16 protein-coding genes are annotated in these 14,251 nt (G+C 65.4%); 8 read left to right on the top strand and 8 right to left on the bottom strand.

The features are described from left to right. Positions 1–33 precede the first annotated feature (33 nt). Positions 34–1,632, top strand: a complete 1,599-nt coding sequence (locus tag GL279_RS04710; protein WP_155063446.1) for a bifunctional metallophosphatase/5'-nucleotidase — start codon at positions 34–36, stop codon at positions 1,630–1,632. A 32-nt stretch (positions 1,633–1,664) separates the two neighbouring features. On the opposite strand, the gene GL279_RS04705 is transcribed toward GL279_RS04710, so the two are convergent. Both GL279_RS04705 and GL279_RS04700 read right to left on the bottom strand, forming a co-directional pair. Beyond that, positions 1,665–2,735: a Hint domain-containing protein gene (locus GL279_RS04705; protein ID WP_170293921.1), complete on the bottom strand. Its 1,071-nt coding sequence runs from the start codon at positions 2,733–2,735 to the stop codon at positions 1,665–1,667. A 132-nt stretch (positions 2,736–2,867) separates the two neighbouring features. Next, on the bottom strand, positions 2,868–3,218 hold the full coding sequence (locus GL279_RS04700; RefSeq protein WP_155063444.1) for an ArsR/SmtB family transcription factor: 351 nt from the start codon (positions 3,216–3,218) through the stop codon (positions 2,868–2,870). Between the two features lie 185 nt (positions 3,219–3,403). Here GL279_RS04700 and GL279_RS04695 point away from each other — a divergent pair, with 185 nt between their 5' ends. From GL279_RS04695 to GL279_RS04675, 5 genes are all read left to right on the top strand, one after another. Continuing rightward, entirely contained in the window at positions 3,404–3,748 is a 345-nt protein-coding gene (locus tag GL279_RS04695) for an AtpZ/AtpI family protein (protein ID WP_155063443.1), read from the top strand. Positions 3,749–3,750: 2 nt separating this feature from the next. Beyond that, positions 3,751–4,500 carry a F0F1 ATP synthase subunit A gene (locus tag GL279_RS04690; protein WP_155063442.1) on the top strand — a complete coding sequence of 250 codons (750 nt, stop codon included), beginning with the start codon at positions 3,751–3,753 and terminating at the stop codon, positions 4,498–4,500. A gap of 61 nt (positions 4,501–4,561) precedes the next feature. Beyond that, the gene (locus tag GL279_RS04685) at positions 4,562–4,795 is read left to right on the top strand and encodes a F0F1 ATP synthase subunit C (RefSeq protein WP_074965990.1); all 234 of its coding nucleotides are present in this window, start codon (positions 4,562–4,564) and stop codon (positions 4,793–4,795) included. A 76-nt stretch (positions 4,796–4,871) separates the two neighbouring features. Beyond that, on the top strand, positions 4,872–5,525 hold the full coding sequence (locus GL279_RS04680; protein WP_155063441.1) for a F0F1 ATP synthase subunit B': 654 nt from the start codon (positions 4,872–4,874) through the stop codon (positions 5,523–5,525). After that, positions 5,522–6,076, top strand: coding sequence for a F0F1 ATP synthase subunit B (locus GL279_RS04675; RefSeq protein WP_155063440.1), 555 nt, complete (start codon positions 5,522–5,524; stop codon positions 6,074–6,076). Before GL279_RS04680 ends, GL279_RS04675 begins: the two co-directional genes overlap by 4 nt. A 179-nt stretch (positions 6,077–6,255) precedes the next feature. Here GL279_RS04675 and GL279_RS04670 read toward each other — a convergent pair whose 3' ends face one another. Next, positions 6,256–6,942: a YiaD family glycine zipper/OmpA-like lipoprotein gene (locus GL279_RS04670; protein ID WP_155063439.1), complete on the bottom strand. Its 687-nt coding sequence runs from the start codon at positions 6,940–6,942 to the stop codon at positions 6,256–6,258. A gap of 155 nt (positions 6,943–7,097) precedes the next feature. Continuing rightward, entirely contained in the window at positions 7,098–7,697 is a 600-nt protein-coding gene (locus tag GL279_RS04665) for a methylated-DNA--[protein]-cysteine S-methyltransferase (RefSeq protein WP_155063438.1), read from the bottom strand. Positions 7,698–7,841: 144 nt separating this feature from the next. Here GL279_RS04665 and nth point away from each other — a divergent pair, with 144 nt between their 5' ends. Both nth and GL279_RS04655 read left to right on the top strand, forming a co-directional pair. After that, on the top strand, positions 7,842–8,486 hold the full coding sequence (gene nth, locus GL279_RS04660; RefSeq protein ID WP_155063530.1) for an endonuclease III: 645 nt from the start codon (positions 7,842–7,844) through the stop codon (positions 8,484–8,486). After that, positions 8,483–9,490 (top strand): adenosine kinase, encoded by a 1,008-nt coding sequence (locus GL279_RS04655; protein WP_155063437.1) that lies wholly within the window; start codon positions 8,483–8,485, stop codon positions 9,488–9,490. Before nth ends, GL279_RS04655 begins: the two co-directional genes overlap by 4 nt. A 193-nt stretch (positions 9,491–9,683) precedes the next feature. On the opposite strand, the gene GL279_RS04650 is transcribed toward GL279_RS04655, so the two are convergent. Genes GL279_RS04650 through GL279_RS04635 form a run of 4 tightly spaced genes read right to left on the bottom strand, consistent with a single transcriptional unit; the run spans position 9,684 to position 14,177 of the window. Further along, positions 9,684–11,861, bottom strand: a complete 2,178-nt coding sequence (locus GL279_RS04650; RefSeq protein WP_155063436.1) for a 3-hydroxyacyl-CoA dehydrogenase NAD-binding domain-containing protein — start codon at positions 11,859–11,861, stop codon at positions 9,684–9,686. Further along, positions 11,858–12,328, bottom strand: a complete 471-nt coding sequence (locus tag GL279_RS04645; RefSeq protein ID WP_155063435.1) for a cupin domain-containing protein — start codon at positions 12,326–12,328, stop codon at positions 11,858–11,860. The genes GL279_RS04650 and GL279_RS04645 overlap by 4 nt, the downstream gene beginning before the upstream one ends. Beyond that, positions 12,328–13,539 (bottom strand): acetyl-CoA C-acetyltransferase, encoded by a 1,212-nt coding sequence (locus GL279_RS04640; RefSeq protein WP_155063434.1) that lies wholly within the window; start codon positions 13,537–13,539, stop codon positions 12,328–12,330. Before GL279_RS04640 ends, GL279_RS04645 begins: the two co-directional genes overlap by 1 nt. Beyond that, on the bottom strand, positions 13,536–14,177 hold the full coding sequence (locus GL279_RS04635) for a glutathione S-transferase family protein (RefSeq protein ID WP_155063433.1): 642 nt from the start codon (positions 14,175–14,177) through the stop codon (positions 13,536–13,538). Before GL279_RS04635 ends, GL279_RS04640 begins: the two co-directional genes overlap by 4 nt. Positions 14,178–14,251: the final 74 nt, after the last annotated feature.

The following is a 14,251-nucleotide window of genomic DNA, read 5'->3' as shown; positions in this document are numbered from 1 at the left end:
GCGGCGCAAACATCGGGCGACATGAGGGTAAAGATGAAACCGTGGCTTCTGGCTTCTGTGGCGGTCATTCTGGGGGCGGGCGCGGCGCAGGCGGATTACACGCTGCACGTCCTGCATATCAACGATTTCCACAGCCGGGTCGAGCCGATCAGCAAGTTCGACAGCACCTGCAGCGCCGAGGATGATGCCAAGGGCGAGTGCTTTGGCGGCATCGCCCGCATCGCGGCCAAGGTCGGCGAATTGCGCGACAAGCTGAAGGCCGAGGGCCAGAACGTGATCTTGCTGGACGCGGGCGACCAGTATCAGGGCAGCTTGTTTTATACGACCTACAAGGGCAAGGATACGGTCGAGCTGATGAACATGGTCGGCTTCGACGCGATGGCGGTGGGCAACCACGAATTCGACGACGGACCGGCGGGGCTGCAATTGCTGGCCGAAGGGGCGAAGTTTCCCGTCATCTCGGGCAATCTGGACGTGTCGCAATCGCCCGAGTTGAAGGGCAAGCTGGGCGATACGGTTACGCTTGAGGTTGGCGGGCAAAAGATCGGCATCGTTTCGGCGCTGGCGATGGACACGCCCGAAACCTCGTCCCCCGGAGACAAGGTGATTTTCAAGGACGATCTGGACAGCCTGAAGGGCGATGTGCAGGCGCTGAGCGATGCCGGCGTGAACAAGATCATCGCCCTGACCCATGAGGGCTACAAGCGCGACCAGCAGATCGCCGCCGAGGTGCCTGGCGTCGATGCTGTCGTGGGCGGGCACAGCCACACGCTGCTGGGGTCAATGGAAAAGGCCGAAGGGCCCTATCCGACCATGGTCAAAGCAGCCGATGGCGGCAAGGTGCCGGTCGTGACCGCCTATGCCTACAGCAAATATCTGGGTCACCTGGTCCTGACATGGAACGATGCCGGCAAGCTGATCAAGGCCGAGGGCGAGCCGATTCTGCTGGATGCCTCGGTGACGCCCGATCCCAAGGTTGCGGCGCGGGTCAAGGAACTGGCCGGGCCGATCGAAAAGCTGAAACAGCAGCGCGTGGCCGAGATCAAGGCGCCCATCGACGGTGATCGCACCAGCTGCCGGCAGCGCGAATGCGAGATGGGCAATGTCGTGACCGAGGCGATGCTGGACCGGGTCAAGAATCAGGGGATCAGCATTGCCATCGAGAACGGCGGCGGGCTGCGTGCCTCGTTGCCGGCGGGTCCGCTCGCCATGGGCGATGTGCTGGCGGTGCTGCCGTTCCAGAACACGCTTTCGACATTCCAGCTGAAGGGCGCGGATGTCGTGGCGGCCTTGGAAAACGGCGCCAGCCAGTATGACGACGGCGCGGGGCGGTTCGCGCAGGTCGCCGGGCTGCGCTATACGGTCGATCCGGCGGCTGCGGCGGGCAGCCGGATCTCGGATGTCCAGATCCGGGATGGTCAGGACTGGAAGCCGATCGACATGAACGAAACCTATGGCGTGGTGTCGAACAACTACCTGCGGCAGGGCGGCGACGGTTATAAGATCTTCGAAACCGGCGCGACCGATGCCTATGACTTTGGCCCGGATCTGGCCGATGTTCTGGCCGAGTATCTGGCCAAGCAGGGGCCGGGCTTTGCCCCGGCGCTGGATGGCCGCATCACGGTGAAATGAGCTTTGGGGCGGCTTGGCCGCCCCGGCGCCGCCTAGCGTCCCTCGAACAACAGGCCGGGGCTGTTGCGATAGATGGCGGCCAGCGCGTGGGCGTGCAGGCCGCTGATGATGCGGCGCACCGGGTCGCCATGCAATTCGGGAAACAGCGCCAGAACCTCGCGCCGCTCGGTCGGGTGCAGCGAGGTCATGGCCTCGATCTCGGTATAGAAGGTTTCGGTCCAGGCGCCGTTGGCCAGCACCAGTTCATGGTGGTCCAGCAGCACATGGACATAGCCGACGCGCTCGGCCTCTTCATCCTGGGTGATGCCGGGCAGGCCCAGAAGGTGGCTGGCGGCGATCAGCACCTCGTCCAGCCCAAAGAGATTGCGCGCCACGTTCGAGCGCACCACCACACGTTGGCGCGGCGAGACCAGCAGATCCTCGGCCGGCGTCGCATCGCCCAGAGCGCCGGCCGCGATGCGGATCGGCCGCAGATGCGGGCGCTGCGCCAATCCCTGCACTCCCAGTTCCATCACCGAAACCCAGCGGATGCGCTGCGCGCCGTGATCGCGGGTGCGCACCAGCCCGCCGGGGCGCAGCGTCTCGACCGGGCGCGGCCCGTCTGGCGTCAGGATCAGCGTGCCACGGCTGAAGCAGGCGGTTCCGCCCTGATGCGGGTCATAGCGGATGCCCTCGGGGGCAAGATCCATGTCGAGAATGCCGCAGGGCCGGTAATGCCCGTTGCAGCGCAGGGTCGGCCAATGCGTGCCGCCCCCGGGCAATTCACGCGGGCGCGGGATCAGCAGCACGCTGTGTCCGCCACCCAGCAGTTCCGGCCGACCGTCGCGGATGGTCGCGGGAAACAGCGCGTAGAACTCCTCTCCATCATCATCGCGCAGGATCGCGGCCTGGCTCAGCGTCAGCTGCGCGCCGGCCGGCAGGGTGCGGGCTGATGGGCCGCTGCCAAAGGTTACGTCGTCGACAAGCCGTTGCGCCGTGGAATTGCCGCGCCGCAGGTCGAGGAAATGCGGATGATCGCTCATCAGGCGCAATTCGTCCATTTCGGTCTGGGCAAAGCTGACCTCATCCATTCCGGCAAAGGGCAAGGGCTCGTCATCCGCCAAATCGGCCCCTTTCCGGATGAGACTGCCCAGAAATGTTGCGACGACAACGCGATATTCCATCCTGCCCTCGGATGCAATTTATGGTTGTGTTTTGTCTATATCGTATGAGGTGGATGTGGCAAGATGCTTTACCTAGTCGCGCAGCTGATTTTCGCCGTCCAGCTCGCTACGCAGGAAACGCTCGAAATCGTCGAGGTCCACGGCGTCGAATTGCCCAAACCCCTGCATCCAGATCGATGCGCTGCGCAGCCCGTCGGGGTCGAGCTTGCACCAGATGATGCGCCCGCGCCTTTCTTGCCGGATCAGCCCGGCGGCAGCCAGCACCGCCAGATGTTTCGAGATCGCGGCAAGGCTGACCTGAAAGGGCGCCGCGACATCCGTGACCGCCATGTCATCCTCAAGCAGCATCGACAGGATGCTGCGCCGGGTCGGGTCGGCCAGCGCGGCAAAGATCATGTCCAGAGGCGGGTTCGGGGCGGTCATCGGCTTTGTTTAACCGAGACGTTGAATATTGGCTATCGCCGAAATGCCAGCCTTTCCCGCGTCGATCCAGATTTTGCAGAATGATAAATCAATGTATTACAGTGGCTTCCGTCTAGAAACCCCTTGCTTGACTCATGCGGCGTCAGCCCCTATCACCTCCCCAGCCGATAACGGGGGTGTGAGCCATGGGTCAGGAACAGGACCATCAGGCAGAGCGCGCCCGGGATGCAGAGCGCCTGCGCGACCTTGAGGCCCGTTTGGGTGAACGGACGGGGCAGGCGCCCGGAATGCGCGGCGAGGAACATTTCAGCCAGGCCAATATGGCGTGGCGCATGGTGACCGAACTGGTGGCGGGATTGGCCATCGGCTTCGGGGTCGGGTTTGGGCTGGACTATCTGTTCGGCACGACGCCGTTCCTGATGGTCGTCTTCGTGCTGTTCGGCCTTGCGGCCGGGGTCAAGACGATGCTGCGGACGGCGAACGAGATTGGCAAGACCCCGGGGCAGCCGGGCGACGACAAGGGTGAATGACGATGGCGACAGAAGAGCAAGGCACGGGTCTGACTTTCCATCCGATGGACCAGTTCATCGTCAAGCCGCTGTTCGGCGGCCATGAAGTGAACTGGTACACGCCCACCAACGCCACCTTGTGGATGGCGCTGGCGGCGCTGGCGATCACGGCGCTGCTGGTGTTCGGAACCCGTGGCCGCGCCATCTTGCCGAACCGCGTGCAATCCATTGCCGAACTGCTTTACGGCATGGTTCACAAGATGGTCGAGGACGTCACCGGCAAGGACGGGCTGAAATACTTCCCCTATGTGATGACGCTGTTCTGCTTCATCCTGTTTGCGAACTTCCTGGGCCTCTTGCCGAAAAGCTTCTCGGCCACCTCGCATATCGCGGTTACCGCGGTGCTGGCACTGCTGGTCTTTGTCGGCGTGACCGTGCTGGGCTTTGTCAAGAATGGCGCGCATTTCCTGGGCCTGTTCTGGGTCAGCTCGGCGCCGCTGGCGCTGCGCCCGGTCCTGGCCGTGATCGAGCTGATCTCGTATTTCGTTCGCCCGGTCAGCCACTCCATTCGTCTTGCGGGCAACATCATGGCCGGCCACGCGGTGATCAAGGTCTTTGCCGCCTTTGCCGCCATCGCCACCATCGCCCCGGTCTCGATCATCGCCATCACCGCCATGTATGGCCTCGAAGTGCTGGTCGCGCTGATCCAGGCCTATGTCTTTACCATCCTGACCTGCGTCTATCTGAAAGACGCCCTGCACCCGGCGCACTAAGCGCCGGCCTGCAGTCAGGACAACAACCGAAACCCTTTCCAAAGCCTCAAGGAGCATGAACATGGAAAATCTGGGTCAACTGGGACAGTACCTCGGCGCCGGTCTGGCTTGCGTCGGCATGGCCGGTGCTGCCATGGGTGTGGGCAATGTTGCCGGCAACTACCTGTCGGGCGCCCTGCGCAACCCGTCGGCCGCCGCTTCGCAAACCGCCACGCTGTTCATCGGCATGGCCTTCGCCGAAGCTCTGGGGATCTTCTCGTTCCTGGTCGCGCTGCTGCTGCTGTTCGCAGTCTGATCCTTTGCCATCCTTGCGGTTGGGTGGGGGCGTGATGCGCCCACCCGATTGTGAAACGACCGGCATGGGGTAGGATATGTTCAGCCTGTTGCAACAGACCGCGCCCGTCGTGGTCGAAGAAACTGAAACGGTGATCATCACCGAGACCGCCCCCGATGCAGCGCATGGTGTGGCGGCACATGGTGCCGAGGCGGTTCAGGCCGCAGCCGGTACTGCCCACGGTGCCAGCGGCGCCGGCATGCCGCAGCTGGATTTCACCACCTTCGGCAACCAGATCTTCTGGCTGCTGGTGGTTCTGGCCGTGATCTACTGGGTGCTCTCGCGCGTGGCGCTGCCGCGTATCGGGGGTGTCATCAGCGACCGGCAGGGCGCCATTACCGGCGATCTGATGGCCGCCGAGGAATTCAAGCACAAGGCCAAAGAGGCCGAGGCCGCCTATGACAAGGCTCTGGCCGACGCCCGGGCCGAGGCCAACAAGATCATCGCAGCCAACAAGGCCGAGATGCAAAAGGAACTCGCCGCTGCCATCGCGCATGCCGATGCCGAGATCTCTGCGCGTTCGGCCGAGTCCGAAAAGCGCATCGGCGAGATACGCGCTTCGGCGGTCGAGGACGCGCGCACCGTTGCCCGCGACGTGACCGAGACGCTGGTGCAGACCTTTGGCGGCGCGGCCGACGCATCTGTGGTCAGCGAAGCGGTTGACCAGCGCCTGAAGGGGGGCCTGCAATGAAACGTCTGAGCGTCCTGCTGGCCCTTCTGGCCAGCCCGGCGATGGCTTCCACGGGGCCATTCTTCTCGCTGCACAACACCGATTTCATCGTGCTGTTGGCCTTCCTGCTGTTCATTGCCGTCCTGGTCTATTTCCGGGTGCCGCAACTGGTCGGCGGCCTGCTGGACAAGCGCGCCGAGGGCATCCGCAACGATCTGGCCGAGGCCCGTAGCCTGCGCGAGGAAGCGCAGGAGATCTATGCGAGCTACGAGCGTCGTCAGCGCGAGGTCAAGACGCAGGCCGAAGAGATCGTCGCCAATGCCAAGCGCGAGGCGGTGCTCGAAGCCGACAAGGCCAAGGCCGCGCTGAAACTGTCGATCGAGCGTCGGTTGAAGGCTGCCGAGGAACAGATCGCCAGCGCCGAAGGTGATGCGGTGCGCGCCGTGCGCGACCGGGCCATCCAGACCGCGATCTCGGCCGCGACCGAGATTCTGGGCAAGCAGGCGACGTCCGACCAGCGCAGCGCCGGCATCGACCGCGCCATCGCCGATGTCGAACGGCGCCTGAACTGAAAACGAACAAGAGGCACCGGCATCGGTGCCCGGACAGTGATCGAAAGGCTCCTGCGGCGGCAACGCCCAGGAGCTTTTTTAATTGGCGCGGGTCTTGCCCGGCTTTGCCCGCCGCACATGAAAAAAGGCCGGCAGCGCGATGGCTGCCGGCCCCGTCATTTCCGTTCCGGTCCTGCGGCTCAGCCGGTCGGAACGATCAGGATCTCGACGCGGCGGTTCTGCGCCCGGCCCGAAGCGGTCTCGTTCGAGGCGACCGGGTTCGAGGCGCCACGGCCGGCGGTCGAAACGCGGTTCGACGACACGCCACCGGCGGTCAGGATGCCCGCGACCGAACGCGCCCGACGCTCGGACAGGTCTTGGTTGTAGGCAGCCGAGCCGGTGCTGTCGGTATGGCCGATGACCTGAATGGTCGAGTTCGGATATTGGTTCAGGTTGCGCGCGATGGTGTAGAGGTCGTTCTGGCCCTGCGCACCCACGGCGGCGGAATCAGTGGCGAACAGCGTCGATTCCGGCATGACCACGGTCAGGTATTTGCCGTTGTTGACCACGCGGATATTGGGGTTGTTCAGCGACTGCTGCAGCGCCTTTTGCTGCTGGTCAAGGATGGCGCCGCCGACCCCGCCGATGGCCGCGCCGACGATGGCGCCCTTCAGCGCGTCCTTGCCTTGGCCATTCTTGTCATGGTCGCGGGTCGCGCCCAGAATGCCGCCGACCACCGCGCCGGCCAGTGCACCTTGCTGGGCGCGGCTCATGCCGGCTCCGGTTCCGGTTCCGGCACCAGTGGCATAGGGATCGCCGCCTTGCGCGCAGGCGCCCAGTGCGAATACGCCAGCCGAAGCGAGAAGCAGCGGGATACGGGTCTTCATGGTTCTACCTTTCTTGATGGGGCGATCTCAAATCGCCTGCCGATCCGGGCGACCCGGAAGGTCGCTGGCTTTGGCGAGCATGCCCAAACGCGGGCAAGATGGCACGAGTTCCGGCGCAACTCCACAGGAATAGACGAAAATCCGGGCACGGCCTCTCACAAACTGGCGATGGAGCGCGGCGCGATGACGGCGCCTTCGCGGGCCAGAAGGGCGCGCTTGATACCGGCGCCCCAGTGATAGCCGCCGATGCCGCCATCGGTGCGGGTGACGCGGTGACAGGGGATCGCCCATGACACCGGGTTCTGCCCGACAGCGGTTCCTACTGCCCGCAGCGCCGTGGGGCGGCCGATGCGATGGGCCAGCATGGCATAGCTGATGACCTTGCCCCGGGGCACCTCGGCCAGCGCCCGCCAGACCTGCACCTGGAATGCGGTGCCCGACAGCCGGACGGTGACGCTGCCGCGATCGTGGACCAGCGCCGCCACCGCCGGGGCCAGAGCCTCGGGCGCCTCGACCAGCCGCGCCGCCGGCCAGCGCCCGACCAGATCGGCCAGCACCGCCTCGGCCGTCATTTCGCCGGCAATGCCCAGCCCCCAAAGCGCGCCGCCGGCGCCAAGCGCGACGACTGTGCCGATGGGCGTGGCAAAGCGCCCGTGGCACAGCGTTGCGCCCTCGGCCGGCGCGGGTTGGGGGGCGATCAGGATGTCCAGCCGCTCAGGCTGGCCGGGATCCAAAGCGGCAAGGGTTCGGGTCATCGCGCTCTCCTCATGGCCCGATCAGATTAGCAGCGGCGGATGCGGAATCCAGCCTTGCGCGACGCGGCTTGCGGTCGCGGGCGGCTTGCGCTGGCCGCCGCGCCGGTGCATCTGTCGGCCATGGCACGCGCAGCATCCCCCCGCATGGCCCCGGCCTTGCCCTATGTCACGCAAGTGGCGATCTTTTCGCGGTTCCGCGAGGCCGAGCCGCATCCGCTGACCGAGCTGGAATATACCAATGCCTTCACCCTGTTGGTGGCGGTGGCGCTGTCGGCGCAAGCGACCGATGTCGGCGTGAACAAGGCCACCAAGGCGCTGTTCGCCCGGGTCTCGACGCCGCAGCAGATGCTGGATCTGGGTCTCGACGCGCTGACCGAGAACATCAAGACCATCGGCCTGTTCCGACAGAAGGCGAAAAACGTCATCGCCCTGTCGCGCATCTTGGTCGAGGAATATGGCGGCGAGGTGCCGCAATCGCGCGCCGCGCTGATGACCCTGCCCGGTGTCGGCCGCAAGACGGCGAATGTGGTGCTGAACAGCGTTTTTCACTTTCCGGCGCAGGCGGTGGACACGCATATCTTTCGCGTCGGCAACCGTACCCGCATCGCACCCGGCCGCGATGTCGAGGCCGTCGAGCGCGCCATCGAGGACAATGTCCCCGTCCCCTTCCAGCAGAACGCCCATCACTGGCTGATCCTGCACGGCCGCTATGTCTGTCAGGCGCGCCGCCCGCGCTGCAAGATTTGCCCCATCGAAGACCTCTGTCCCTACGAGGAGAAGACCGAATGACCACCCCCTATGTGATCGGGCTCGGCAATGCCGTGATGGACGTGATCGCCCCGGCCTCGGACGCGAGCCTCGTGCGGTTGGGGATCGAAAAGGGCATCATGCAGCTGATCGAGCGCGACCGCTCGGAATTTCTGATGGCCGCGCAATCGGCCGAACCCGAGGCCGGCAAGGCCCGGTTGGTGCCGGGCGGCTCGGTGGCCAATACGCTGGCCGGGCTCGGGATGCTGGGCCTGCGCACGGCCTTTGTCGGCAAGGTGGCCGCCGATCCGCTGGGGATCAGCTATGCCGAACAGACCGAGGCGCAGGGCACGGTCTTTGTCAATCCGCCGGTCGCGGGCGATGTGCAGCCGACCTCGCGCTCGATCATCTTCGTGACGCCGGATGGCGAGCGTTCGATGAACACCTATCTGGGGATCTCGGCCGAACTCGGCACCGAAGACGTCAACCCCGCCACCTTCAGCGGCTGCGACTGGCTTTTCCTCGAAGGCTATCTCTTCGACAAGCCCGAGGGCAAGGCAGCCTTCCTCAAGGCGGCGGATGCCTGCCATGCGGCGGGCGGACAGGCCGGGATCGCGCTGTCGGACCCGTTCTGCGTCGACCGCCACCGCGCCGATTTCCGCAAGCTGGTCGCCGGGCCGATGGATTACGTCATCGGCAATGTGCACGAATGGCAATCGCTTTATCAGGTCGAGGACCTCGAACAGGCGCTGGCGCTGGCCTGCGCCGATTGCAGCACGGTAATCTGCACACGCTCGGGCGATGACGCCATCCTGATCCGCAACGGCGAGCGCGTGACGGCGCCGGTCCGTCGCGTGGTGCCGGTCGACGCCACAGGCGCGGGCGACCAGTTCGCGGCAGGGCTGATCTATGGCCTTGCGATTGGAGCCGATCTGGCCGCAGCCGGGCGCATGGGCTGCATCGCCGCCGCCGAGGTTATCTCGCATGTCGGCGCCCGCCCCGAAAGCGATCTGCGCGTGGCATTCCGGCGAGAAGGGCTGATCTGAACCGCGCCCGCCTCATGCCCCGGTGCTGCGCCTGATTGCAGCGCTGGCATGGGTATTGGGAAAATGGTGAAAACCGCGCCACCCGAGCCGTGATGCTGGCCATGGCGCTTCGGCAACCGTTTCACCATCTTCCAAATACCCATGCGGCGGGGCAGCCAGACCGAGGGTGCCGGTCTGACGATACGCCTATCGCTCAGGCGGTCTTGCGCGCGTTGCTGCCGTAGAAGGTCTCGCCACTTTGCGCCATGTCGCGAAGAAGCTGCGGCGGAGCAAAGCGCGGGCCGAATTTCGCGGTGAGCCCGTCCGCGATTTCGACCGCGCGGGGCGCGCCCAGCATGTCGAGCCAGCCGAAGGGGCCGCCCGACCACGGGGCGAAGCCCCAGCCGAGGATGGCACCGACATCGCCCTCGCGGATGTCTTCCAAGACTCCTTCTTGCAGCGCGCGCACGGCTTCCAGGCTTTGTGCAAACATCAGCCGGTGCTGGATCTCGGTCAGCTCGGGTTGCTCGGCGTTTTCGGGCCATTCTGTGGCGAGGCCGGGCCATAGGCCTTGGCGCTTGCCGGTCTCGTCATAATCATAGAAGCCGGCCTTTGCCTTGCGGCCCAGTCGGCCTTGATCGGCCAGCTTGAAAATCACCGCGTCGACCGCGTCATCGGCGTAGCTGTCGCCCATGGCGGCGCGGGTGGCCTTGGCGATCTTGACACCCAGCTCGATCGAGGTTTCGTCCACCAGTTGCAGCGGCCCCAGCGGCATGCCCATCATCCGGGCAGCATTCTCGATCAGCACCGGGCTGACGCCCTCGGCGACCATGCGGATTCCTTCGTTGATATAGGGGATGATGCAGCGGTTGGCGTAGAAGAAGCGGGCGTCGTTGACGACGATCGGGGTCTTGCGGATCTGACGCACGAAATCCAGCGCCTTGGCCACGGCGACGGGGCCGGTCTGACTGCCCTTGATGATCTCGACCAGCCGCATCTTGTCCACCGGGCTGAAGAAATGGATGCCGATGAACCGATCGGGCTGGGCGCTGGCATGGGCCAGATCGCTGATCGGCAGGGTCGAGGTATTGGTGGCAAAGATCGCCTCGGCGGGGAGTGCCGCCTCGGCGCGGCGGGTGACCTCGGCCTTGACCTTGGGATCCTCGAACACCGCCTCGACCACCAGATCGCAGCCGGCCAGCGCTGCGTAATCGGTGGTGGCAGTGATGCGCGCCAGCAGCGCGGCCTTGTCCGTCTCGGTCGCCTTGCGCCGGCTGATGGCCTTGTCCATCAGATCGGCGGAATGGGCCTTGCCGCGGCCGGCGGCCTCTTGGGTGGCGTCGATCAGCACCACCTCGATCCCGGCCATAGCGGCGACATGGGCGATGCCTGCGCCCATCATGCCGGCGCCAAGGACGCCCAGCTTGCGGACCGTCTGATCAGGCGCCTCGGGGCGGTTCGCGCCTTTTTCAAGCGCCTCCTTGTTGATGAACAGGCTGCGGATCATCGCGGTCGAGGACGGGTTCATCAGCACATGGGTGAACCAGCGCGCCTCGATCCTCAGCGCGGTGTCAAAGGGCACCAACGCGCCCTCATAGACCGCCGAAAGCAGCGCCTTGGCCGCCGGATAGACGCCCATGGTCTTGCCATGCACCATGGCCGAGGCACCGACGAAGGTCATGTAGCCGGCCGGGTGATAGGGCTCGCCGCCGGGCATCTTGTAGCCCTTGGCATCCCATGGCTTGACCAGATCCGCGTCCACCGCCTGCAGCACCCAGGCGCGGGCGGCCTGCATCGGGTCGGGTGCCACCTCGTCGATCAGGCCGGCGGCCTTGGCGCGGGCGGGATCGCTGAGCTTGCCTTCCAGCAGGAAGGGCGCGGCCGCCATGGCGCCCAGCTTGCGCAGGAGGCGCGTGGTGCCGCCACCCCCCGGAAAGATGCCGACCATGATCTCTGGCAGGCCGATCCTTGCCTTGGGGTTTTCGGCGGCGAAGATGCGATGCGTCGCCAGCGGCAACTCCAGCCCGATCCCCAGCGCCGTGCCGGGCAGGACGCTGGCGATCGGCTTGCCGCCCTTTTTCGTCTTGGGGTCCATGCCGGCCAGCTCGATCTTGCGCAGCAGCCGGTGCAGGCTCATGATCCCGTCAAAGACCGCCTGTGCGCCGTCGTTCTTCATCGCGGCGATGACGTTCAGGTCCATCCCGGCGGCAAAGTCCTTTTTCCCCGAGGTCAGGATCACGCCCCTGACCTCCGGATCGGCCAGCGCATCGTCGATCAGCCCGTTCAGCTGCGTGGCGCTGTCCAGCGACAGCACGTTCATCGACTTGCCGGGCACGTCCCAGGTGATCGTCGCGACGCCCTCGGCGTCCTTGTGCATGGTGAAATCGGTCATTCCGTCTCTCCCTTGGTCGGGTAGGGGGTGCCGTCCAGGTGCACATACCCCTGGGGCGTCGCCATCAGGTCGAGGCCCGGGTAATGGGTGATATTGGCCGGATCGCGGCTGCCCGCGATCAGATAGACCGCCGGCTGGTCGCTGTCGTTGCGCAGGGCATGGGCGACGGGCGTGTTCGCCGGCCAGCAGCAGGCATCGCCCGGTGCGATCACCGTTTCGACGCCATTTTCGATCACGGTCAGCACGCCCGAGAGCAGATACAGGAACTCGTCCTCATGCTGTTCCCAATGCGGCTGGCTGGACTGGCCGCCGGGATGCAACGTTTCCAGCGCGACGCCGAACTGCGTCAGCCCGCCCGCTTCGGTCAGGTGGCGCCATGCCAGCCGACCGGCGGGCAAGGTATGGGGCGCGGGATAGCTGGCACTCGCGGGCGTTTCGGGGACGGTGCCCCGGCGCAGGATCGCCATCACAGCCTCTCGATGATGGTGGCCGCACCCATGCCCGAGGCGATGCACAGTGTCGCAAGGCCCAGCGTCTTGTCCTGCCGCTCCAGCTCATCAAGCAGCGTGCCGATGATGATGGCGCCGGTCGCACCCAGCGGATGGCCAAGCGCGATGGCGCCGCCGTTCACGTTGACGCGCCCGGCATCGACCTCGAAGGCCTGCATGAAGCGCAGCACGACCGAGGCAAAGGCCTCGTTCACCTCGAAGAGATCGATGTCGGCGATGGCGAGGCCGCTGTCCTTTAGGATCTTTTGCGTCACCGGCACCGGGCCGGTCAGCATGATCGTCGGATCGGTGCCGATCTTGGCGGTGGCACGGATGCGTGCGCGCGGCTTCAGGCCATGGGCCTTGCCGAATTCCGCATTGCCGATCAGCACGGCGGCGGCGCCATCGACGATGCCCGAGCTGTTGCCGGCATGGTGGATGTGGTCGATATGGTCGAGATGCGGGTATTTCAGCATCGCCACCTTGTCAAAGCCGGGCATCATCTCGCCCATGTCCTTGAAGGCGGGCTTCAGCCGGGCCAGATCCTCAAGCGAGGTGCCGGGGCGCAGATATTCGTCGTGCGCAAGGATGGTCAGCCCGTTCTGGTCCAGCACCGGCACGATCGATTTGGCAAAGCGGTCCTCGGCCCAGGCCTGCGCAGCGCGGCGCTGCGATTCCACTGCCAGCCGGTCGGCATCCTCGCGCGAAAAGCCATATTCGGTGGCGATCAGATCGGCCGAGATCCCCTGCGGCACGAAATAGGTCGGGAAGGTCAGATCGGGATCGACGGCGATGGCGGCGCCGTCGCTGCCCATTGGCACCCGGCTCATCATCTCGACGCCGCCGGCGATATAGGCCTGACCCGCGCCGGCCATGATCTGGTTTGCGGCCAGGTTCACCGCCTCCATGCCCGAGGCGCAGAAGCGGTTGATCGACAGGCCCGGAATCGATTCGTCGAGCCCGCTGGCCAGCACCGCCGAGCGCGCAAGACAGCCGCCCTGTTCCTTGACCTGTGTGACATTGCCCCAGATCACATCCTCGACGGCATGGCCTTGCAGCCCGTTGCGCATGCGGATCGCGTCGAGCAGCCGGGCCGAAAGCGCGACCGATGTGACCTCATGCAGGCTGCCATCGGCGCGGCCCTTGCCGCGCGGCGTGCGGGCGGCATCATAGATATAGGCGTCGGTCATGCGTCCTCCTTCGCGGCCCGGTCGGCAGGATTGCCGGGCATCAGGTCATAGGGGTGCTTCCAGCCGGGCAGGGCCTGAATGCGGCCGAGCCATGCGTCGATATGCGGCCAAGCCGCGCGGTCGAAACCGAAAGGCTCGGGGTAATAGAGATAGGAACAGCAAGACAGATCCGCGATGCTTGGCCGGTCCCCCACCAGCCAGTCGCGGCCCGCCAGATGCGTGTCCAGCGTTCTGAGCGCCGCCCGGCAGCGCCCCTGCAGCCAGCCGATCACCTCGGCGGGGCGTTTGTCGGGCGGCAGGAAATTCATCAGGAAACGCAGGGCGCCGAATTGCGACGATCCCTTGTGATTGTCCCAGAACAGCCAGCGCAGCACTTCCTCGCGGTCGCCGTCCAGAAAGCGCCCCGTCCGTTCGGCCAGATGCAGCAGGATGACGCCGGATTGCGTCAGGACGCGGCCATCCTCGACCAGAGCCGGCGCCTCGGCCATCTCGTTCAGCGTCTGGTAGTCCGGGCTGCGGGTGGCGCCGGCAAAGAAATCGACAAAGACGGGCTGCCACGAATATCCGGTCAGCTGCATCATCAGCGCCACTTTGTAGGAATGGCCGGATTCTCCAAAGCAGTGCAGTTGCGCCGTCATCGTGCTCTCCTGAACATGAACCCTTGCCGCAGCTTCGCCGTCGCAGGGGTATTTGTAAAATGGTGAAGCGGTTA

This window comes from Paracoccus limosus, assembly GCF_009711185.1.
Taxonomy (GTDB): domain Bacteria; phylum Pseudomonadota; class Alphaproteobacteria; order Rhodobacterales; family Rhodobacteraceae; genus Paracoccus; species Paracoccus limosus.
The sequence above is the reverse complement of the archived record's forward strand: the minus strand, read 5'-3'. Positions and strand labels throughout refer to the sequence as shown.